Raw genomic sequence first — 20355 nt, 5'->3', positions numbered from 1 at the left:
GGGTCCGGTCGAGACCCGGCCTCTTCGGGGTGAGTCGGCGTATCAGCCCATGTGCGGGTAGGTGTAGTCGGTCGGCGGGACCAGGGTCTCCTTGATGGAGCGGGTCAGGGTCCAGCGCATCAGGTTCTGGGGGGCGCCGGCCTTGTCGTTGGTGCCGGAGGCACGGCCGCCGCCGAAGGGCTGCTGACCGACGACGGCGCCGGTCGACTTGTCGTTGATGTAGAAGTTCCCGGCCGCGTAGCGCAGCTTGTCCATGGTGTACGCCGCCGCCGCGCGGTCACCCGCGATGACCGAGCCGGTCAGCGCGTAGGCGGACACCGACTCCATCTGCGCCAGCATCTCCTCGTACCGGTCGTCCTCGTAGACGTGCACGGCGAGGAAGGGGCCGAAGTACTCGGTGGTGAAGACCTCGTTGGCCGGGTCGGTGCACTCCACGACGGTCGGGCGGACGAACCAGCCCACCGAGTCGTCGTACGTGCCCCCGGCGACGACCGTGCAGGACGGGTCGGACTTGGCGCGGTCGATGGCGGCCTTGGACTTGGCGAAGGCCCGCTCGTCGATGACGGCGCCGATGAAGTGGGAGAGGTCCGTGATGTCGCCCATGGTGAGGGAGTCGACCTCGGCGGCGAACTCCTCCCGGAAGCCGCTGTTCCAGATCGAGGCGGGGACATAGGCGCGGGAGGTCGCGCTGCACTTCTGGCCCTGGTACTCGAAGGCGCCACGGGTGAGCGCCGTCTTCAGGACCGCGCGGTCGGCGCTCGGGTGGGCGACGACGAAGTCCTTGCCGCCGGTCTCGCCGACGATGCGCGGGTAGGAGCGGTACTTCTCGATGTTGGCGCCGACGGTCTTCCACAGGTAGTGGAAGGTCCTGGTGGAGCCGGTGAAGTGGATTCCGGCGAGATCGCGGTGTTCGAGGGCGACGTTCGACACCTCGACGCCGTCGCCGGTGACGAGGTTGATGACGCCCTTGGGCAGGCCCGCCTCCTCCAGCAGCCGCATCAGCAGCACGGCGGCGTGGGTCTGGGTCGGGGACGGCTTCCACACGACGACGTTGCCCATCAGGGCCGGGGCGGTGGGCAGATTGCCGGCGATCGCGCTGAAGTTGAAGGGCGTGATCGCGTAGACGAAGCCCTCCAGGGGGCGGTGGTCGAGGCGGTTCCAGACGCCCGGGGAGTTGGCCGGGGGCTGCTCGGCGAGGATCTGGCGGGCGTAGGCGACATTGAAGCGCCAGAAGTCGATCAGTTCGCAGGGACAGTCGATCTCGGCCTGCTGGGCGGTCTTGGACTGGCCGAGCATGGTGGAGGCGGCCAGTGTCTCGCGCCACGGACCGGCGAGGAGTTCGGCGGCGCGCAGGATGATCGATGCGCGGTCGTCGAAGGACATCGCGCGCCAGGCGGGCGCGGCGTCGAGGGCCGCGTCGATGGCGTCCTGGGCGTCCTGCCGGGTGGCGTTGCGGTAAGTGCCGAGGACGGCCCGGTGGTTGTGCGGCTGAACCACCTTGAACTCGTCACCGCCGCCCATCCGCCGCTCGCCGCCGATGGTGCAGGGCAGGTCGATCGGATTGTCGGCCAGCTCCTTCAGCTTGGCCTCCAGCCGGGCCCGCTCCGGCGAACCGGGGGCATAGCCGTGCACCGGCTCGTTGACGGGCGTGGGGACCTGGGTCACTGCGTCCATGGGTTCCGTAACTCCTTTTACATGAGCGGGTGTTCGGTTTCGGCCCTGGATGAGGTTCTCGTTCATCCCTTGGCGAGGGTTCAGCCTCTTGTGAGGGCCGAGCGGGCGAAGAAGCGCAGGTTGGCCGGCTTCTCTGCCAAGCGCCGCATGAAGTAGCCGTACCAGTCGGTGCCGTACGCGGTGTAGACGCGCATCCGGTGGCCCTCGGCGGCCAGCCGCAGGTGCTCGTCGCTCCTGATGCCGTACAGCATCTGGAACTCGTACTCGTCGGGCTTGCGTCGGGCGCGGTGGGCGAGTTCCTGGGCGATGGAGATGAGGCGGGGGTCGTGGGACCCGATCATCGGGTACCCGGCGCCGTCCATGAGGATGCGCAGCACGCGTACGTACGCCTTGTCGATCTCGCCCTTGCGCTGGTGGGCGACGGACGCGGGCTCCTTGTACGCGCCCTTCACCAGCCGTACGCGGCTGCCGTTCGCGGCGAGGCGGCGGGCGTCGGCCTCGGTGCGGAAGAGGTACGCCTGGATGACGCAGCCGGTCTGTGGGAAGTCGCGCCGCAGCTCGTCGTGGACGGCGAACATCGAGTCGAGGGTGGTGTGGTCCTCGGCGTCCAGGGTGACCGTCGTACCGATCGCGGCGGCGGCCTCGACGACCGGCCGGACGTTGGCGAGGGCCAGCTCGTGGCCGCCGGGCAGCGCCTGCCCGAACAGCGACAGCTTGACGGACATCTCGGCGCGTTCGCCCAGCTCCAGCTCGGCCAGCCGTTCGGTCAGCTTCAGATAGGCGTCGCGGGCGGCGGCGGCCTGATCGGGGCGGCTGATGTCCTCGCCGACGACGTCCAGGGTGACCTCCAGGCCCTGGTCGGTGAGGGCCCGGACGACGGGGACGATGTCGTCGACGGTCTCGCCGGGGATGAAGCGGTCGACGACCTGCTTGGTCACGGGCGCCGCCGAGACCAGACGTCGCATCCGGTCGCTGTGCGACGCGGCGAGAATCACGGGACCCAGCACGGGGCACCTCCACGAACCAGCAGATAGAACCACCGTGAAACCTAAGAATCCCTCCGATCGTCGGCCATCGACAGCTGTCACGCATCCGTGCCGCAGATCTCAGACAGATGTATGAAGGACGGTGGTTCTCGCGGCAGAATGCCCCTGTGAGGGGCGTTTTCGAGGTGGGCGCGGGCGGTGACGACGGCGATGACGGCCACGGGCGGCGGTAGCGGCGGCGGGCGCGGTGAGTACCAGGACCTCGTCGACGAGATCTCCGGTCTGCTCGGCGCCCCGGCGACGCTGGAGAACCGTGACTTCGAGCTGATCGCCTTCGGCGCGTACGACAGCGAGGGCGACCTCGATCCCTCGGCGCTGGACCCGGTCCGTACGCGGTCGATCCTCGCCCGGCGGTCGACTCCGGCGGTGCGGGAGTGGTTCGAGGGCTTCGGGATCACCCGCGCGACCGGGCCGGTCCGAATCCCGCCGACTCCGGAGGCGGGTGTCCTGCGCGGCCGTGTCTGTCTGCCGGTACGCCATCGGGGCGTGGTCCTCGGCTATGTCTGGCTGCTGGACGGCGACCCGGGGCCCACCGACGCGCAGCTCGCCGCGGCCATGGCGGTCGCCTCCCGGATCGGCGCCCTCCTCGCGGACGAGGCCCGGGCGGGCGCCGATCTCACCCGCGAACTGCGTGCCGTCCTCACCGCCGAGCACGACTGGGAGCGCGACATGGCGGTCGCGGAACTCCGTACAGCCCTGGGGCCACGCGGGGACGGCATCCACACGGTGGTGTGCGTGACGCCGTGGCCGTCCACCGGCCCCGAGGACACCCCTTCGTTCCGTACGGTGCCGGGGGCGACGGCGCTGTGCACGGTGCCGTGGGGGGCGGCCGGGGTCTGGGGTGGGGCGGGGTATTCGGGGGGCGCGGGGTCTTGGGGCGAGCCGGGGGCGCAGGGTGGGCCAGGGTCCTGGGGTGCCTCGGGGGCCCCGGGTGGGCCAGGGGTTCAAGAGGGCTCGGGGGCTCGGGGCGGGCCAGGGGCTCGGGGCGGCTCGGAAGCTCGGGGTGGCTCAGGGGCCCCAGGTGGGCCAGGCGGGCCAGGGGTTCGAGGTGGCTCGGGGGCTCGGGGCGGGTCGGAGGCGTGGGGCGGTGGCTCCGGTGGTCGAGCGGTCTGGAGTGCTTCGGAGGCGTGGGCCGGCGACCCCGGCGGCCGGGGGATCGTCGGGCAGAGTCTCGCCCTGCTGGTGCGGTTGCGGTCGGCGGAGGTGCCGGCCCCGGCGCTCACGGCGGCCGCACGGCTGCTGGAGCGGGCGGGTGCGCGGTCGGCGGCCGGGGTCGCGGGTGCCCACACCGGGCTGTCGACCCTCGCCACGGCTTGGCGGGAGGCGTCGGCGGCGGCCCGGGCGGCCTTGGCGGAGCCCCGTCTGGGCCCGGTGGCGGAGTGGCGTGCCATCGGCCCGTACCGTCTGCTCGCCGCGCTCCCGCCCACGGCCCGCCAGGACCCCGCCGTACGCCCCCTCCTGACGCCCGCCCACCACGAACTGGCCCACACCGCCGAGGTCTTCCTCGACTGCGCCGGTCAGGCGGGCCGCGCGGCCGCCGAGTTGGGCATCCACCGCCAGACCCTCTACTACCGCCTCTCCCGAGTGGAACGGCTCACGGGTCTGAACCTGGCCGACGGGGAGGACCGACTGCTGCTCCACATGGCGTTGAAGGCGGCCCGGCTCTGACGGCGACAGGCGCTCACGAGGCCGCGGTCGGGCGGGGCGGGGCGGGGCTCCCTTGCGTGTGGGTGAGCGGGAACAGCCCGCTGAGACGGGGCAGTCGGCGATGGGCCTCCTCGTCGTTGGTGGCCTCCCAGCGCTCCCCGGCCGGATCGCTCGGCTCGTGGTCCTCGCCGATCCACGCCTCCACCGCGTCGTAGAAGTCCTCCTCACTCCTGCCGGTCACGTCCTCGAAGGCCCGCGACGCGACATAGTCCAGCTCCTCCCACTCCAGCCACTCCTCGTCGTCCCACTCCTGCGGCGACCGGCCCGCGAGACGCCCCACCTCGGCTATCCCGGCCAGGGAGTCCGGGTCGCGGACCACCCGCTCGAACGTCTCCCGCCCCAGCCCGACGAGCCAGAGCCGGAAGTAGAAGAAGCCGTCGTCGGAGCACCAGCCCATGATCCGGTCGGCGGCGGCCCACAGATCCCAGGTGAACGTCGGGGCCAGCACCCGGTCCAGACAGGTCTGGAACCGCACGATCCCCGCCTCCGGCTCGCGCGCCAGCCGCTCCCGCAGCCATGCCAGCCGCTCGTCGGGGTCCCGCGTCCGCCGCCGGCACTCTTCGACCAGCCGCCAGAAGGTCTCGTCGTCCATGTCCGCGCCCCTGTCCGCCTCCATGTCCACGCCCCTGTCCGGGTCGATATCCACGTCGATGTCCATGTCCGCACCATGGCAGACGGCACTGACAACGCCCTCCCTCACAGCCCCCCGTCGTCCTCCTCCTTGTACAAGTCCCCCAGAATCCCGACGCATTTCTCGGCGATCGTCGCCGCGAAGCGCGGGCACGTCCAGGACTCGACGCCGCGGACGTCGCCGGTCGGCGGATGCTCGTCGGGGGCGTAGAAGTGGGGCAGGGCTTCGCGGAAGTCGTCGCCGGACAGGGGCGGATGGGTATCGGGGTGGGCGCACCGGTCGGGGCGGGGTGCGGCGGCGACCGTGCGCATGGTCGCGAGAACGCCCACGGCAACAGCGTACGGCGGGCTGGGGTACGAGATCTCCATGGCCCGGTAAGCGGTGACCAGCAACACGGCCTGCTCACGGCCCATATGACGGCCACTCCCACCGGCACCTGCACCGCCGCCCGCCCTCAATCCGTCATACCGCCGAGCCGCCCAAAGCCCCAGATCGTCGGCGTACTTCGCGTTCCGGCCCACGTGTTGGAGCCGGTCCGCGATCTTCTCGATGTCCAGGCGGCCGTCCTCGCGGAGGTACTCGGCGTCGAGGTGGGCGACATCGCGCGGGCCGAAGATCCGGTCGCGGCCGGCGCGGAGTTCGGTCAGCGTGTCCCGGGCGACCTCCGCCATGAACGCGGGGCACACCATCCGCTCCAGCGGGGAGCCGTCGCCGTACCGGTCGGGGCGGCTTGCGTAGAGAGCGCGTCCGGCGGGGCTGCTGAGGACAATGCCGAGTTCGGCGGCATGGGTGCTGTGACCGCTGAGCCTCGGGTGCTCGTCGTGGTCGCAGGTCGCCTCGGCGAAGTCCGGCAGTACCGTCTCCACACCCTCGATGAGGTTGTCCAGGACCGACCGGTCCAGGATCATTCCGGAGACGGCGTGCCAGCTGACGGCTCTGACGACGTGAAGGCATCCCGCACGGTCCTCCGGCTCGGCGAAGCGGAGGGTCGCGCCGGGCGTGGCGATCTCGTCCTCGACGTCCGTGCCCAGGTCGGGGTACAGCTCCAGCACCGACTCCAGTGTCTTGATCTGCTCGCGGTCCATCAGCGACAACCGAGGCGGGACATCGGGGACTTCGCCCGGATGCTGGATGTCGAGGGCGATCCGCGCATACCCGGCGACATTGCGCGGACAGCACCACGCCTCGCGCGAGTCGTCCTCGTACCACTCCTCGCTGTCGTCGGCGAGGCTGAGCAGCAGATCGGGGAGTCCCTCGTCGCCGTCATGCCCGTCGTGGGACTCGTACGGGTGGGTGTCGTGGTCGCAGGGCCTCTCGCGCAGCGCGGCGTCCGTGGCCCGGAGCGCTGCCACGGCCTGCGGCCGATGGTCCTCGCCGCCCTCGGTCAGATAGGGCGCCAGCATCGTCAGGCCGAGCACCCAGATGTACGAGGTCCCGCCGGTGGGGTCGGCGGCGAGGCGGGCGACGCAGTCGAGAACCGCCTGGTCATGCGCGTCGTCGGGGCCCCAGGCGTACTCCTCCTGAGCCGTCCGCCAGGACTGGACGAGGTCGTCGAGGGGTATGTCATTGATCTCCGTCACGATCTTCCCGACGCCGGGCGGCCCCGTGAAGTTCCCCTACGGCGACAAAGATCCACCGCAGGTGCAAAGGTCCACGTCAAGGGCGTGGGAAGCGCCACTTGGGGTCCTCGGTGGCGCAAAACCACACTTCTGAAAACGATTGTCATCGTGCTACGGTCAGTGCGCGTTCAACCTTTGACCACGCCTTTACTCGGAGTGTCCCGTGCGCGTCCCCGCCCGTCTTCTCCCGCTGACCGCGGTCACCGCGGCCTCCACCCTGCTCACGGGCTGTTTCTCGGGAGCGGAGACGAACGACGGCTCCGCCTCCGGCGAGGGCAAGCGCATACGGCTGGCCATGATGCAGCCGCCGCGCTCGGGGCTGTCGCCGCTGTCCGACGACGCCTTCAAGCTGTCCCGCTGGTCGACCGCCGAAACCCTGGTGAAGCTGGACGCGGAGGGCGATGCCGAGCCCGCGCTGGCGACGAAGTGGGAACAGTCCGGGAAGAGCTGGACGTTCACGATCCGCGACGGGGTCACCTTCCACGACGGTACGAAGCTCACCGGCGACGCCGTGGTCAAGTCCCTCACCACGGCCGCGACCGCCGCCCCCAAGCCCCGCATCCTCGACGGCGTCGAGCTGACCGCGAAGGCCGACGGCGACAAGGTCACCGTCACCACGGCCACCGAGGACCCCCTGGTCCCGCAGCGCCTCAGCTCCCCGCAGCTGTCGATCCTCGCAGCGAAGGCGTACAAGGGGAAGACGGTGAACCCGGTCGGCGCCGGCACCGGCCCCTTCGAGCTGACGAAGGTGAACGGCACCTCCTCCGCCACCCTCGACCGCTACGACGACTACTGGGGCGGCAAGGCCAAGTCCCCCGGTATCGACGTGAAGTTCGTGCCGGACGGCACCGCCCGGGCGGCCTCCCTGCGCAGCGGCGAGGCGGACATCGTCGAGGCGGTCCCGGTGTCGCAGGCCGCCGTGCTCGACCAGGACCTGATCACCGAGGTCCCCATGCCCCGCACCAACACCCTCTACCTCAACACCGAGAAGGGCGTCTTCAAGGACCCCGCCCTGCGCGCCGCCGCCCGTGAGGCCGTAGACGCCGAGTCGATCGTCGAGGGCGTGTACGAGGGGCGCGCCGATGTGGCGAAGGGGCTGCTCGGGCCCGCGCTCCCCTGGGCCGCCGGACTCCGCTCCGCGGTGAAGCACACCGAGGCGGGCAAGCCGTCCGGGCAGACCATCACCATCGGCACGTTCACCGACCGCGCCGAGCTGCCCGAGGTCGCTGCCACGCTGCAACAGCAGCTCCAGAAGGCCGGGTTCAAGGTGAAGCTCGACGTGCGCGAGTACGCCAACATCGAATCGGACGCGCTGGCGGGCGAGTTCGACGCGTTCATCCTCTCCCGCGCGACCGTCCTCGACTCCGGCGACCCGGCCGCGTACCTCTACAGCGACTTCGGCTCCGACGGCTCCTTCAACATCTCCCAGCTCGCCGACAAGACCGTCGACGCCGCGCTCGACAAGGCCTCCGACACCGCCGCCGGTGACGCCCGCCGCAAGGCCGTCATCGAGGCCGAGGCCACCGTCCTCGCCACGGACGCCGCCGTCCCGATGCTCCACGAGCGGGTCATCCAGGGCGACGCCGCCGGGGTGGTCGACGCGGCCCACGACCCGCGCGAACGCGAACTCGTCACGGTGAACACCTACGTCAAGTGAAGCCTTTGACACGCAAGTTGATCGGCCCGGCCGGGCTCACCCGCGCCCTGTGCCTCCTCGCCGTCCTGACCACCGTCGGTCTCCTGCCCTGGCTCTCCGGCAAGGACCCGGCGCTGACGGTGCTGCGCGCCCGGTCGGCCGAGCAGGAGGCGACACCGGAGGCGCTGGCCGCGATCCGCGAGGACCTCGGCCTGGACGCGGGCCCGCTCTCCCTACTGGGGAAGTGGCTGTCCGGGCTGCCGCACGGCGACCTCGGTACGTCCTGGGTGTCCGGCACGGACGTCCTGCCCTCGGTGGTCTCGGGCCTCCAGGTCTCCCTGGGGCTCATGGGCGCCTCCTTCGCGATGGCCGTGCTGCTGGCCTGCGCGCTGGTCGCACCCGTGCTCGTACGGGGCCGGGGCACGACCGGCGCGTTCGCCGCGATGCTGGCCGCCGTACCCGAATTCCTGCTGGCCACCGTGGCGTTGCTGGTGTTCGGGGTGTGGCTGGGCTGGCTGCCCACCTCCGGCTGGGTGGGCCCCGCGTACATGGTGCTGCCCGCGCTCGCCCTCGGCGTCCCGGCCGGCGGCCTCCTCGGCCGGCTCGTCGCGGACGCCCTGCCCGCCGTTCTCGACGAACGCTGGGTCGAATTGTGGCGGGGCGCGGGTGTGAGCCGGACACGGATCTCGGCGGCGGCCCTACGGCGTGTACTGCCGCCCCTCGTCCCGCAGTTCGGCATGGCCGCCGTGGGCCTGACGGGTGGCGCGGTCGCCGTGGAGACGGTGTTCGCCGTGCCCGGCATCGGCCGCGGCGCCCTCGGCGCGGCCAAGTCCCAGGACCTCCCCCTCCTCCAGGGCTCGATCCTGGCGCTGCTCGCGCTGGGCCTGGTCGTGGGCGCCCTGGCCGCGCTCGCCCGCCGCCGGCTCCTCGGCCCCGCCCTGCGCGACGCGGGCCTGACCCTCCCGGCCGCCCGCCCGGTCCGCTCCCACCCGGCGATCCCGCTGACCCTGGCGACCCTGCTCCTGGCCACCATCGGCTGGGGCCTGCTGCGCGACCCGTACACGGTGGACTCCACCGCCCGGCTCCTCGCCCCCTCCTGGGCGCACCCCCTCGGCACCGACGGCCTCGGCCGTGACGTACTGGCCCGGCTGGGCCACGGGGCGGCCTCGACGATCGGCACGGCGGCAGCGGTCTGCCTGGCCGGACTGCTCCTCTCGCTCGCCCTGGGTTTCCTCCCCTCCCTCGCGTCCGGCGCCTCCGACATCGCCAACGCGCTGCCCCCGGTGATCGCGGGCATCCTGGTCGCGGCGGTCGTCGGCCCCGGCACGGGCGGCGCGGCCCTCGCCGTGGCCCTGCTGTCCTGGCCCGCGCTGTCGGCGCACGCGGCGGCCCTGGTCCAGGAGGTCCGCGCGTCCACGTTCCTCACCGCCCAACGGGCCATCGGCGCGAGCCCGGCCTGGATTCTCACCCGGCATGTCCTGCCCTCCGTGGCCGCCCCGGTCGCCCGCCACGCCCTCCTGCGCCTGCCCGGCATCGCCCTGGCCCTCGCCTCCCTCGGCTTCCTCGGCCTCGGCGCCCAACCCCCCACCCCCGAATGGGGCCTCCTCCTCGACGAGTCCCGCGCCTATGTGGAACGCGCCCCCTGGGCGGCCCTGGCCCCGGCGGTCGCCCTGGCCCTGCTGGCCGGACTGGCCGTGTCGGGGGCGGCGTACGCGGAGGGGCGTACGGGCCGGGGGCGTACGCCTCGCGCGAAGAAACAGGGACGCGCCGGGCGCTCGTTCTGGCCCGTACGCACGGCTCGCACGGCTCGCACCGCCCGTGACGCCGCGTCGACGTCCGACCGTGACCCCGTACGGGCCGTGCCCGCGAAGCATGAGGAGGGAGACCCCGTTGAGGTCTGAATCCCATGAGCCCCGTGAATCCAACGATGCCCATGACCCCCATGGCTCCCATGACCCCAAAAACCCCAAGGACTCCATCGACGACGTGCTGCTGTCGGTGCGCGGGCTGCGGATCGCGTTCGACGGGGTGGAGGCGGTGCGCGGGCTGAGCTTCGACGTCCGTGAGCGCGAGGTGCTGGCCCTGGTCGGTGAGTCCGGCGCGGGCAAGTCCCTGACGGCGCGGGCCCTGCTGGGCATGCTGCCCCGGGGCGCGAGCACGAGCGGGACGGTACGGCTGCGCGGCGCCACCGACATCGCCGCCCAGCGCGGCCGCCGTATCGCCCTGGTCCCCCAGGACGCCCTCGCCGCCCTCTCCCCCGTGCACCCCGTCGGCGACCAACTCGCCGCGGCCGTACGGTCGGTGGCCCGTGTCTCCCGCAAGGAGGCCCGCGCCCGGGCGGTCGCCGCGCTCGACCGGGTGGGCATCCCCGACGCCGTACGCAGGGCGCGGGCGTACCCCCACGAGTACTCCGGCGGTATGCGCCAACGGGCCGTGATCGCCATGGCCACGATCAACGAACCGGATGTGGTCGTCGCCGACGAGCCCACGACCGCCCTGGACGCCGAGCTCCAGGACCAGGTCCTGAGGGTCCTGGGCGAACAGCGCGAGGCGGTGGGCGCCGCGCTGGTCCTGGTCACCCACGACCTGTCGGTGGTCCGCGAACACACCGACCGCGTCCTGGTCATGTACGCGGGCCGCCAGGTCGAACAGGGGCCGACGGCAGCGGTGCTGGCCCGCCCCAGGGCCCCGTACACGGCGGGCCTGCTGGCCTCCCTGCCGCCGGGCGACGCCGATGTCCCCGGCCGGGACGACGAGCGCGGCCCCCGTGCCGACGCCCGTCGCCGACGGCTGCCCTCGATCCCCGGCTCGCCGCCCACCCCCGACGCCCTTCCGCCCGGCTGCGCGTTCGCGCCCCGCTGTCCGCTCGCGGAGGACCGCTGTCACCGGGAGGAACCGCGGCCCTGGGCGGCGGACGCCGACCACGAGGTCTCCTGCCACCGCTGGGACGAAGTACCGTACCCGGCGACCGAGTTGTTCCTGGAGCAACACGTATGAGTGACGCCCTGCTGGATGTGCGCGACCTGGTCGTCCGCTACGGCGGCGTGACCGCCGTCGACCACGTCTCCTTCACGGTGGACGCGGGCGAGACCCTGGCCCTGAACGGCCCCTCGGGCTGCGGCAAGTCCTCCACGGTCGCGGCGGTCCTCCAACTGCGCCGCCCTCAGGAAGGCCGAGTCCGCTTCGAGGGCCGCGAGTTGACGACACTGACCGAAAGCGAACTACGCCCCGTCCGCCCCCGGATGCAGCCGGTCTTCCAGGACCCGTACGGCTCCCTCAGCCCCCGCCACCGCATCCGTGACGCGGTCGCGGAACCGCTGCGCGTCCAGGGCCGCTGGGACGGTACGGGCCCCGCCCGGGTCGCCGAACTCCTCGACCGCGTGGGCCTGGACCCCGTCTACGGCGACCGCTTCCCCCATGAACTCTCCGGCGGCCAGTGCCAACGCGTCGGCATCGCCCGCGCCCTGGCCTCCGACCCCCGTCTCCTGGTCCTGGACGAGCCGGTCTCCGCCCTCGACCCCTCCATCCGCGCGGGCGTCCTGAACCTCCTCATGGACCTCCAGGACGACCTGGGCCTCGCCTACCTGTTCATCTGCCACGACCGAGCGGTCGTACGGCACTTCGCGGACCGCGAGATCGAGATGCGTGCCGGACGGCTCGTGCCGGCGTAGGGGCACGCCGGACAGCTTGTGCCGGCGTAGGGGCACGCCGGGCCCTCACCCACCCGCTGCCGCCGCCGTCTCGATGAACCGCCGCAGCCCCTCGGCGAGTTCGTCCGCCTCGGGTGCGGTCGGCGGGTCGAAGGTCCACTGGGCGATGAGCCCGGTCATCAGGGTGACGAGGAACTTGCCGAGGGTGTCGGCGTCCTTCTCCGAGACGTCCTCCTCCCGGCCGTCCATGAACATCGGGATCAGCCCGCGCCCCGCCTCCCGCTGGGCCAGCGCCAAATGGTCCCGCAACTCGGGCAGCCGGTCCCCGATGACGATGATCTCCATGCTGAGCCGCCACATCGAACCGGGTTCCCGCATGGTGTCGATGACGTTCGCCCACACCTCCCGGAACCGTTCGACCGACCCCGGCGCGGTACCGGTCGTCACCGCCTCCCCCGAGTCGAACGCCTCCGAGGCCTCCCCGACCAGGGCCACATACGCCTGCGCCAGCAACGCGTCCTTCGAACCGTAGTGGTAGCCGATCGACGCCAGATTCGTCCCCGACTCCTTGACGATGTCGCGCGCCGTCGTCCGGACGAAGCCCTTCTCCAGCAGGCAGCGCTTGGCGCCTTCGAGCAGATCCTCACGGTGTCCCATGCCGGTCAGCGTAACCGCAGGCCATACGACCACCCCAGACGCCCGCAAACCAACTGAACAACCGTATTAAACATTCGTATTAAACAAGCGTACTAGACACACGTATAAGACACCCGTACAGTCCAGCCCATGACGACGAACCCCGAACAGAACCCACCCCTCTCCACAGCGCGGGCCGGGCGGCGCGAATGGACCGCCCTGGCCGTGCTGATGCTTCCGCTGCTGCTGGTCTCGATGGATGTGTCGGTCCTCTACTTCGCGGTGCCCGCGATCAGCGCGGATCTGGAACCGACCGGCGCGCAACAGCTGTGGATCTTCGACATCTACGCGTTCGTGCTGGCCGGGCTGCTGATGACGATGGGCTCGCTGGGCGACCGCGTCGGCCGCCGTCGGCTGCTGCTGATCGGCGCGGCGGCGTTCGGCGCGGCCTCGCTCGTGGCCGCGTACGCGCACAGTGCCGAGACCCTGATCGCGGCCCGCGCGGTGCTCGGCATCGGTGGCGCGACCCTGATGCCGTCGACCCTGGCGCTGGTCCGCACGATGTTCACGGACTCCGGCCAGCGGGCGACGGCGCTCGCCATCTGGTCCGGTGTCCTGACAGCGGGCGTCGCCCTCGGCTCGGTGCTCAGCGGCGTCCTGGTGGAGTTCTTCTGGTGGGGCTCGGTCTTCCTGGTGAACCTGCCCGCGATGGCCCTGCTCCTGATCCTGGGCCCGGTCCTGCTCCCCGAGTCGAGGACGCCCACGCCGGGCCGCTTCGACCTGCTGAGCGTCCCGCTGTCGATGGCGGCCGTGCTGCCCGTGGTCTACGCCCTCAAGGAGATCCCGTCGGAGGGCTGGACGCCGCGGAACGCGCTCTCCCTCGCCGTGGGCGCCCTCTTCACGGCCCTCTTCCTCCGCCGCCAGCGCACCGCGCCCGCCCCGATGATCCCCCCGGCGCTGTTCCGCGCCCCGGGCTTCACCCCGGCCGTCGCCCTGAATCTCGTCGCCGGTTTCGGAATGATGGGCTCGGCGTACTTCACCACCCAGTACCTGCAGTCCGCCCTCGGCAAGAGCGCGCTGGAAGCCGCCCTGTGGGCGCTGCTGCCATCGGTCCTCATCGGCGTCACGGCGCCGGTCACGACGCGGCTGGTGCAGCGGGGCGTGAACCGGGCGTATGTGGTCGCGTCGGGCTTCGCCACCGCCGCGAGCGGCTACGTCGTACTGGCCACGGTGAACATATCCGCCCTCTGGACGGTCCTGATCGGCGCGGGTGTGCTGGCCGCCGGCATCGTCACCGTCATGTCCCAGATGACCGATCTGGCCCTGGGTGCCGCCCCCGTCGAGAAGGCCGGCACGGCTTCGTCCCTCCTCGAAACCGGCCAGGAGTTCGGCGGGGCCCTGGGCATGGCCGTCCTGGGCTCGATCGGCACGGCCGTCTACCACCACGACATCCCGGCGACGGCGCCGATCCCGGCCCGCGAGACCTTGGGCGGAGCCCTGGCCGTGGCCGAACAACTGCCCGCCCCCACCGGCACCTCCTTGGCCGCGGCGGCCCGGGAAGCGTTCACCAACGGAATGCAGTGGGCCGCGGTCGCGGGGGCCACGACACTACTGGTGGCCGCGGCGGTGGCGGTGGCGGCGCTGCGAACGGTACGGGTCCGGGAGACCTGCGAGCAGCCACCGCAGAGGGACCGGGCAGTGGCCTGAGGGACCGAGCGGGCGACTGCGGGTGCGTGGGGGTTGCTCGCGCAGTTCCCCGCGCCTCTGAAAGGCAGGGGGCGCCCCCAGGCTTTCAGGGGCGCGGGGAACTGCGCGACCAGCCACAACGAACGCGCGGATACCCACAACTCCGCCGCCCCATCGGGGGCCTGGGGGCGGCAGCCCCCAGAAACGCGGGGTCGAAGGGGCGGCGCCACCCCTGGAGGATGGGACGGGTAGGGGCGGCGGGGGCGAACGAAAGGGCCCGACCACCCACCGGCGGCCGGACCCTCCCGTACTACCCGCAAACAACCTCAGACGAGATTCACCGACCGAGCCGACGTGGCACCGATCTCCCCGGCCACCTCGGTCAGAACGCCCTGCGAAACCGTGTCGTCCACGGTCAGCACAGCCAGCGCCTCCCCACCCGCAGCGGACCGAGCCACCTGCATACCCGCGATGTTGATCCCGGCCTCACCGAAGATCCGACCGACCGTCCCCACCACACCCGGACGGTCGACGTAACGGAAGACGACCATGTGATCGGCAAGGGCGAGATCCACGTCGTACTCACCCACGGCCACGATCTTCTGGTGGTGCTTCGGCCCGGCGAGCGTCCCGGACACCGACACCTCCTCACCACTGCCGAGCGTGCCGCGCACGGTGACGACATTGCGGTGGTCCGGCGACTCGGACGAGGTGGTCAGCCGCACCTCGACACCGCGCTCCTGGGCGAACAGCGGAGCGTTGACGTACGAGACCGTCTCGTCGACGACGTCCTCGAAGACACCCTTGAGGGCGGACAGCTCCAGCACCTTCACATCGTGCTGGGTGATCTCGCCGTAGACCTCGACATCGAGGCGGACGGCGACCTCCCCGGCGAGCGCGGTGAAGATCCGGCCGAGGCGCTCGGCGAGCGGGAGACCCGGCTTGACGTCCTCCGCGATGACACCGCCCTGGACATTGACGGCGTCCGGGACCAGCTCACCGGCGAGGGCGAGACGGACCGAGCGGGCGACGGCGATACCGGCCTTCTCCTGGGCCTCGTCGGTGGAGGCGCCGAGGTGCGGCGTGCACACGACCTGGTCCAGCTCGAACAGCGGCGAGTCGGTGCACGGCTCCTTGGCGTACACGTCGAGACCGGCGCCGGCGACGCGGCCCTCCTTGAGCGCGGAGTACAGGGCGGCCTCGTCGACGATGCCACCACGCGCGGCGTTGACGATCCGCACCGACGGCTTGACCTTGGTCAGCGCCTCGGCGCCGATGAGACCGACCGTCTCCGGGGTCTTCGGCAGGTGGACGGTGATGAAGTCGGAGACCTCCAGCAGCTCGTCCAGCGACAGGACCTTCACACCCATCTGGGCGGCGCGCGCGGGCTGGACGTAGGGGTCGTAGGCGACGACCTTCATCCCGAAGGCGGACATGCGCTGCGCGACGAGCGCGCCGATACGGCCGAGGCCGACGACACCGAGGGTCTTCTCGGCCAGCTCCACACCCGTGTACTTGCTGCGCTTCCACTCGCCGTTCTTCAGGGCGGTGTTGGCCTGCGGGATGTGGCGGGCGGTGGCGAGGATGAGACCGCAGGCCAGCTCGGCGGCGGTCACGATGTTCGAGGTGGGGGCGTTGACGACCATCACGCCGGCCTTGGTGGCGGCGGAGACGTCCACGTTGTCCAGACCGACACCCGCGCGGGCGACGACCTTCAGCTTCTTCGCGGCGGCGATCGCCTCGGCGTCGACCTTGGTGGCGGAGCGGATCAGGATCGCGTCGACGTCGGCGATGGCCGGGAGCAGTTCGGCTCGGTCCGCTCCGTTGCACTGCCGGATCTCGAAGTCCGGGCCGAGCGCGTCCACCGTGGCGGGCGACAGCTCTTCAGCGATCAGTACGACTGGTTTCGAGCTCACGTGAGTCCTCACAAGTCCAATGCTGCGGACGGCCGTCCCGACGGCCGCAGGCGGTGGAGGGTGGTGGCCGCGTGGAAGACGCACGACGCTGTGGGCCTGACGCGTATGTAGTACGGCAGTGTAGTGGCGCCGGGGGCTTCGTCTCACGCCGCTGTGGAAAGGTCACCCGGAAGGGAACCACAGATCAAAAAAGCCCCTCCGGCGTTTGAGGAGCGGGGTCCGGGGCGGAGCCCCGCGACGGCACCCCGAACAGGCGGCACCGTCGCGGAGCAAAGGCTCACGCCTCGTCGTCGTTCACCCAGGACATCAGCTTGCGCAGCTCCTTGCCCGTGGTCTCCAGCAGGTGCTCGGAGTCCTGGGTCTTGTACTCGTTGTACTTCTTCAGGCCGCCGTGGTACTCGTCCATCCACGCCTGGGCGAAGGTGCCGTCCTGGATCTCGGCGAGGACCTTCTTCATCTCGGCCTTGGTGGCGTCCGTGATGATCCGCGGGCCGGTGACGTAGTCGCCCCACTCGGCGGTCTCGGAGATCGACCAGCGCATCTTCTCCAGGCCGCCCTCGTACATGAGGTCGACGATCAGCTTCAGCTCGTGCAGGCACTCGAAGTACGCGATCTCCGGCTGGTAACCGGCCTCGGTCAGCGTCTCGAAACCGGCCTTGACCAGCGCGGCCGTACCACCGCAGAGAACGGCCTGCTCACCGAACAGGTCGGTCTCCGTCTCCTCGGTGAAGGTCGTCTTGATGACACCGGCGCGGGTGCCGCCGATGCCCTTGGCGTACGACAGGGCCAGCGCGAACGCGTTGCCGGTGGCGTCCTGCTCGACGGCGGCGATACACGGAACGCCGCGGCCCTCCTCGTACTGGCGGCGGACCAGGTGGCCCGGGCCCTTGGGGGCGACCATGCAGACGTCGACGCCGGCCGGGGGCTTGATGAAGCCGAAGCGGATGTTCAGGCCGTGGCCGAAGAACAGGGCGTCGCCGTCGCTCAGGTTCGGGGCGATGTGCTCCTCGTAGACCTGGGCCTGGATCGGGTCCGGGACGAGGATCATGATGACGTCGGCCTCGGCGGCGGCCTCCGACGGGGTCACCACGCGCAGGCCCTGCTCCTCGGCCTTGGCCTTGGACTTGGAGCCCTCGTGCAGACCGACGCGGACGTCGACACCGGAGTCGCGCAGGGACAGGGCGTGGGCGTGGCCCTGGCTGCCGTAGCCGATGACCGCGACCTTGCGGCCCTGGATGATGGACAGGTCGGCGTCAGCGTCGTAGAACAGCTCGGCCACTTTGGGTTCTCTCCTTGAGTGCAGGTGTTGCGTCCCACCGTATGACGGCGGGGGGATGTGAAGTCTCGGGGTCTCGGTATACGGGCGGTACGGCGCCGGTACGGCAGGCGGTACGGGCGGCCGGCTTTCCCCGGCCGCCCTGACCCATCCTTACGCCGACCGGTCCAGTGCGCGCAGCGACCGGTCCGTGATCGAGCGGGCGCCGCGGCCGATCGCGATCGTGCCGGACTGGACCAGCTCCTTGATGCCGTACGGCTCCAGCATCTTCAGCATGGCGGACAGCTTGTCGCTCGAACCGGTGGCCTCGATGGTGACGGCCTCCGGGGAGACGTCGACGGTCTTGGCTCGGAAGAGCTGGACGATCTCGATGATCTGGGAACGCGTCTCGTTGTCGGCGCGCACCTTCACCAGAACGAGTTCCCGCTGGACGGCGGAGGCGGGCTCCAGCTCGACGATCTTCAGAACGTTGACGAGCTTGTTGAGCTGCTTGGTCACCTGCTCCAGGGGAAGCTCCTCGATCACGTTCACCACGATGGTGATGCGGGAGATCTCCGGGTGCTCGGTGACGCCGACGGCGAGTGAGTCGATGTTGAAGCCTCGGCGGGAGAACAGGGCGGCGATCCGGGCGAGGATGCCGGGGGTGTTCTCCACCAGGACGGAGAGCGTGTGCTTGGACATGGTCTGCTTCCTTTACCTACGGCTCTCAGTCGTCTTCGTTGTCGCCGAAGTCGGGGCGGACGTCCCGGGCGGCCATGATCTCGTCGTTGGAGGTGCCGGCGGCGACCATCGGCCACACCATCGCGTCCTCGTGGACGATGAAGTCGACCACGACGGGGCGGTCGTTGATCGAGTTCGCCTCCTCGATGGCCTTGTCCAGGTCCTCGGGGCGCTCACAGCGGATGGCGTAGCAGCCCATGGCCTCCGACAGCTTGACGAAGTCGGGGACGCGGGTGCCGCGGGCGTCCGGGTTGACGTCGTCGGGGCCGGAGTGCAGCACGGTGTTGGAGTAGCGCTGGTTGTAGAACAGCGTCTGCCACTGGCGGACCATGCCGAGGGCGCCGTTGTTGATGACCGCGATCTTGATCGGGATGCCGTTCAGGGCGCAGGTGGTGAGTTCCTGGTTGGTCATCTGGAAGCAGCCGTCGCCGTCGATCGCCCAGACCGCCTTGTCCGGGGCTCCGGCCTTGGCGCCCATGGCGGCCGGGACCGCGTACCCCATCGTTCCGGCGCCACCGGAGTTCAGCCAGGTGGCGGGCTTGTCGTACTGGATGAAGTGGGCGGCCCACATCTGGTGCTGGCCGACGCCCGCCGCGAAGATCGTGCCCTCGGGGGCGAGTTGACCGATGCGCTCGATGACCTGCTGCGGGGAGAGCGAGCCGTCGGCGGGCAGGTCGTAGCCGAGCGGGTAGGTCTCGCGCCAGCGGTCGAGGTCCTTCCACCACGCGGTGTAATCGCCCTGGTTACCCTCGCTGTGCTCCTTCTGCACGGCCTGGATGAGGTCGGCGATGACCTCGCGGGCGTCACCGACGATCGGCACGTCGGCGGCGCGGTTCTTGCCGATCTCCGCCGGGTCGATGTCCGCGTGGACGATCTTGGCGTGGGGGGCGAAGCTGTCGAGCTTGCCGGTGACACGGTCGTCGAAGCGGGCGCCGAGGGCGACGATCAGGTCGGCCTTCTGCAGTCCGGTGACGGCGGCGACGGAGCCGTGCATACCGGGCATGCCCAGGTGCTGCCGGTGGCCGTCGGGGAACGCGCCGAGCGCCATCAGGGTGGTGGTGACGGGGGCGCCGGTCAGCTCGGCGAGCACCTTCAGCTCGGCGGTCGCGCGGGCCTTGATGACACCGCCGCCGACGTAGAGGATCGGGCGCTTGGCGGCGGCGATCAGCTTGGCGGCCTCGCGGATCTGCTTGGCGTGCGGCTTGGTCACCGGGCGGTAGCCGGGCAGGTCCATGACCGGCGGCCAGGAGAAGGTGGTCTTGGCCTGGAGGATGTCCTTGGGGATGTCGACCAGGACCGGTCCCGGGCGGCCGGTGGAGGCGATGTGGAACGCCTGCGCGATCGCCCGGGGGATGTCCTCGGCCTTGGTGACCAGGAAGCTGTGCTTGGTGATCGGCATGGTGATGCCGACGATGTCCGCCTCCTGGAAGGCGTCCGTACCGATCGCCTTGGACACGACCTGCCCGGTGATCGCGACCAGCGGCACGGAGTCCATGTGCGCGTCCGCGATCGGGGTGACCAGGTTGGTGGCGCCGGGGCCGGAGGTGGCCATGCAGACGCCGACCTTGCCGGTGGCCTGCGCGTAGCCGGTGGCCGCGTGACCGGCGCCCTGCTCATGGCGGACGAGCACATGGCGCACGCGGGTGGAGTCCATCAGGGGGTCGTACGCCGGCAGGATGGTGCCTCCGGGGATGCCGAATACCGTCTCGGCCCCGACCTCCTCAAGAGAGCGGATGAGGGACTGCGCACCCGTGACGTGCTCGACGGGGGTGGTCTGTCCTCCGGATCGGGGCCGCGGCTGCGGATGGTGGGCCCCGGTGGCCTGCTCGGTCATCGGCATTCTCTTCTCGATGCTGAGGGTGTTTTGCGAGGTTCGTGCGGTGTGGGGCTGGCGCCCGACTGGTGCCCGTGCAACAAAAAACCCCTCCTTGCCACGAGGCAAGCGAGGGGAGCGCGCCGGGTACGGTCGCTGGGGACTGACGGATCGTCGTCCGGTGGGTCCCAGCTTCAGCCGACGCGCTTTCCAAGTACGAGGATTCGGGTGCGCATGGCACTGACCCTCCCCCTCGCGCGCACCACGTGTCAAGCGGGTGGGACAGGAGTCTCATTATGTGAGCGAGGGGCACTTCTAGGAGCACTTCCGCCTCCGGGAACAGCG

15 protein-coding genes are annotated in these 20355 nt (G+C 71.0%); 6 read left to right on the top strand and 9 right to left on the bottom strand.

Going from position 1 to position 20355, the window contains the following annotated elements; translation table 11 throughout:
* Positions 1 to 42: 42 nt before the first annotated feature.
* Together pruA and ACWD4G_RS12940 are read right to left on the bottom strand one after the other, a co-directional pair.
* The gene (pruA, locus tag ACWD4G_RS12945; RefSeq protein ID WP_451292744.1) at positions 43 to 1674 is read right to left on the bottom strand and encodes an L-glutamate gamma-semialdehyde dehydrogenase; all 1632 of its coding nucleotides are present in this window, start codon (positions 1672 to 1674) and stop codon (positions 43 to 45) included.
* 80 nt (positions 1675 to 1754) lie between these two features.
* Positions 1755 to 2681: a proline dehydrogenase family protein gene (locus ACWD4G_RS12940; protein WP_451292743.1), complete on the bottom strand. Its 927-nt coding sequence runs from the start codon at positions 2679 to 2681 to the stop codon at positions 1755 to 1757.
* A 189-nt stretch (positions 2682 to 2870) separates the two neighbouring features.
* Between ACWD4G_RS12940 and ACWD4G_RS12935 the strand changes: the two genes are divergently transcribed.
* Positions 2871 to 4388 carry a PucR family transcriptional regulator gene (locus tag ACWD4G_RS12935; RefSeq protein ID WP_451292927.1) on the top strand — a complete coding sequence of 506 codons (1518 nt, stop codon included), beginning with the start codon at positions 2871 to 2873 and terminating at the stop codon, positions 4386 to 4388.
* A gap of 13 nt (positions 4389 to 4401) precedes the next feature.
* On the opposite strand, the gene ACWD4G_RS12930 is transcribed toward ACWD4G_RS12935, so the two are convergent.
* Both ACWD4G_RS12930 and ACWD4G_RS12925 read right to left on the bottom strand, forming a co-directional pair.
* Positions 4402 to 5085: a DUF4240 domain-containing protein gene (locus tag ACWD4G_RS12930; RefSeq protein ID WP_451292742.1), complete on the bottom strand. Its 684-nt coding sequence runs from the start codon at positions 5083 to 5085 to the stop codon at positions 4402 to 4404.
* 38 nt (positions 5086 to 5123) lie between these two features.
* Positions 5124 to 6638 carry a hypothetical protein gene (locus ACWD4G_RS12925; protein ID WP_451292741.1) on the bottom strand — a complete coding sequence of 505 codons (1515 nt, stop codon included), beginning with the start codon at positions 6636 to 6638 and terminating at the stop codon, positions 5124 to 5126.
* A 202-nt stretch (positions 6639 to 6840) separates the two neighbouring features.
* On the opposite strand from ACWD4G_RS12925, the gene ACWD4G_RS12920 reads away from it, so the two are divergent.
* From ACWD4G_RS12920 to ACWD4G_RS12905, 4 genes are all read left to right on the top strand, one after another.
* Entirely contained in the window at positions 6841 to 8334 is a 1494-nt protein-coding gene (locus tag ACWD4G_RS12920; protein WP_451292740.1) for an ABC transporter substrate-binding protein, read from the top strand.
* Positions 8331 to 10214 carry an ABC transporter permease subunit gene (locus ACWD4G_RS12915; RefSeq protein WP_451292739.1) on the top strand — a complete coding sequence of 628 codons (1884 nt, stop codon included), beginning with the start codon at positions 8331 to 8333 and terminating at the stop codon, positions 10212 to 10214. The genes ACWD4G_RS12920 and ACWD4G_RS12915 overlap by 4 nt, the downstream gene beginning before the upstream one ends.
* Positions 10215 to 10290: 76 nt before the next feature.
* Entirely contained in the window at positions 10291 to 11310 is a 1020-nt protein-coding gene (locus ACWD4G_RS12910) for an ABC transporter ATP-binding protein (RefSeq protein ID WP_451292926.1), read from the top strand.
* Complete coding sequence (locus tag ACWD4G_RS12905; protein WP_451292738.1) at positions 11307 to 11984, top strand: ATP-binding cassette domain-containing protein; 678 nt, start codon at positions 11307 to 11309, stop codon at positions 11982 to 11984. The genes ACWD4G_RS12910 and ACWD4G_RS12905 overlap by 4 nt, the downstream gene beginning before the upstream one ends.
* Before the next feature lie 45 nt (positions 11985 to 12029).
* Here ACWD4G_RS12905 and ACWD4G_RS12900 read toward each other — a convergent pair whose 3' ends face one another.
* Positions 12030 to 12620 carry a TetR/AcrR family transcriptional regulator gene (locus tag ACWD4G_RS12900; protein WP_451292737.1) on the bottom strand — a complete coding sequence of 197 codons (591 nt, stop codon included), beginning with the start codon at positions 12618 to 12620 and terminating at the stop codon, positions 12030 to 12032.
* Positions 12621 to 12749: 129 nt separating this feature from the next.
* Here ACWD4G_RS12900 and ACWD4G_RS12895 point away from each other — a divergent pair, with 129 nt between their 5' ends.
* Complete coding sequence (locus ACWD4G_RS12895; RefSeq protein ID WP_451292736.1) at positions 12750 to 14306, top strand: MFS transporter; 1557 nt, start codon at positions 12750 to 12752, stop codon at positions 14304 to 14306.
* Between the two features lie 305 nt (positions 14307 to 14611).
* Here the strand turns inward: ACWD4G_RS12895 and serA are convergent, their stop codons facing one another.
* The 4 genes from serA to ACWD4G_RS12875 all read right to left on the bottom strand — a co-directional run bounded on the left by serA (position 14612) and on the right by ACWD4G_RS12875 (position 20031).
* Complete coding sequence (gene serA, locus ACWD4G_RS12890) at positions 14612 to 16201, bottom strand: phosphoglycerate dehydrogenase (RefSeq protein WP_451292735.1); 1590 nt, start codon at positions 16199 to 16201, stop codon at positions 14612 to 14614.
* A gap of 277 nt (positions 16202 to 16478) precedes the next feature.
* The gene (ilvC, locus tag ACWD4G_RS12885; protein WP_451292734.1) at positions 16479 to 17480 is read right to left on the bottom strand and encodes a ketol-acid reductoisomerase; all 1002 of its coding nucleotides are present in this window, start codon (positions 17478 to 17480) and stop codon (positions 16479 to 16481) included.
* Positions 17481 to 17630: 150 nt separating this feature from the next.
* Entirely contained in the window at positions 17631 to 18158 is a 528-nt protein-coding gene (gene ilvN / locus ACWD4G_RS12880) for an acetolactate synthase small subunit (protein ID WP_451292733.1), read from the bottom strand.
* A gap of 25 nt (positions 18159 to 18183) precedes the next feature.
* Positions 18184 to 20031, bottom strand: a complete 1848-nt coding sequence (locus tag ACWD4G_RS12875) for an acetolactate synthase large subunit (protein ID WP_451292732.1) — start codon at positions 20029 to 20031, stop codon at positions 18184 to 18186.
* Between the last annotated feature and the right edge of the window lie 324 nt (positions 20032 to 20355).

The sequence above is a fragment of the Streptomyces sp. NPDC002643 genome (assembly GCF_053592555.1).
The sequence above is the reverse complement of the archived record's forward strand: the minus strand, read 5'-3'. Positions and strand labels throughout refer to the sequence as shown.

Excerpts from the sequence above, each read along its gene's own strand:
- pruA (WP_451292744.1), bottom strand. The coding sequence starts at position 1,674 with ATGGACGCAGTGACCCAGGTCCCCACGCCCGTCAACGAGCCGGTGCAC.
- ACWD4G_RS12935 (WP_451292927.1), top strand. The coding sequence starts at position 2,871 with ATGACGGCCACGGGCGGCGGTAGCGGCGGCGGGCGCGGTGAGTACCAG.
- ACWD4G_RS12930 (WP_451292742.1), bottom strand. The coding sequence starts at position 5,085 with ATGGACATCGACGTGGATATCGACCCGGACAGGGGCGTGGACATGGAG.
- ACWD4G_RS12905 (WP_451292738.1), top strand. The coding sequence starts at position 11,307 with ATGAGTGACGCCCTGCTGGATGTGCGCGACCTGGTCGTCCGCTACGGC.
- ACWD4G_RS12900 (WP_451292737.1), bottom strand. The coding sequence starts at position 12,620 with ATGGGACACCGTGAGGATCTGCTCGAAGGCGCCAAGCGCTGCCTGCTG.
- ACWD4G_RS12895 (WP_451292736.1), top strand. The coding sequence starts at position 12,750 with ATGACGACGAACCCCGAACAGAACCCACCCCTCTCCACAGCGCGGGCC.
- ilvN (WP_451292733.1), bottom strand. The coding sequence starts at position 18,158 with ATGTCCAAGCACACGCTCTCCGTCCTGGTGGAGAACACCCCCGGCATC.
- ACWD4G_RS12875 (WP_451292732.1), bottom strand. The coding sequence starts at position 20,031 with ATGACCGAGCAGGCCACCGGGGCCCACCATCCGCAGCCGCGGCCCCGA.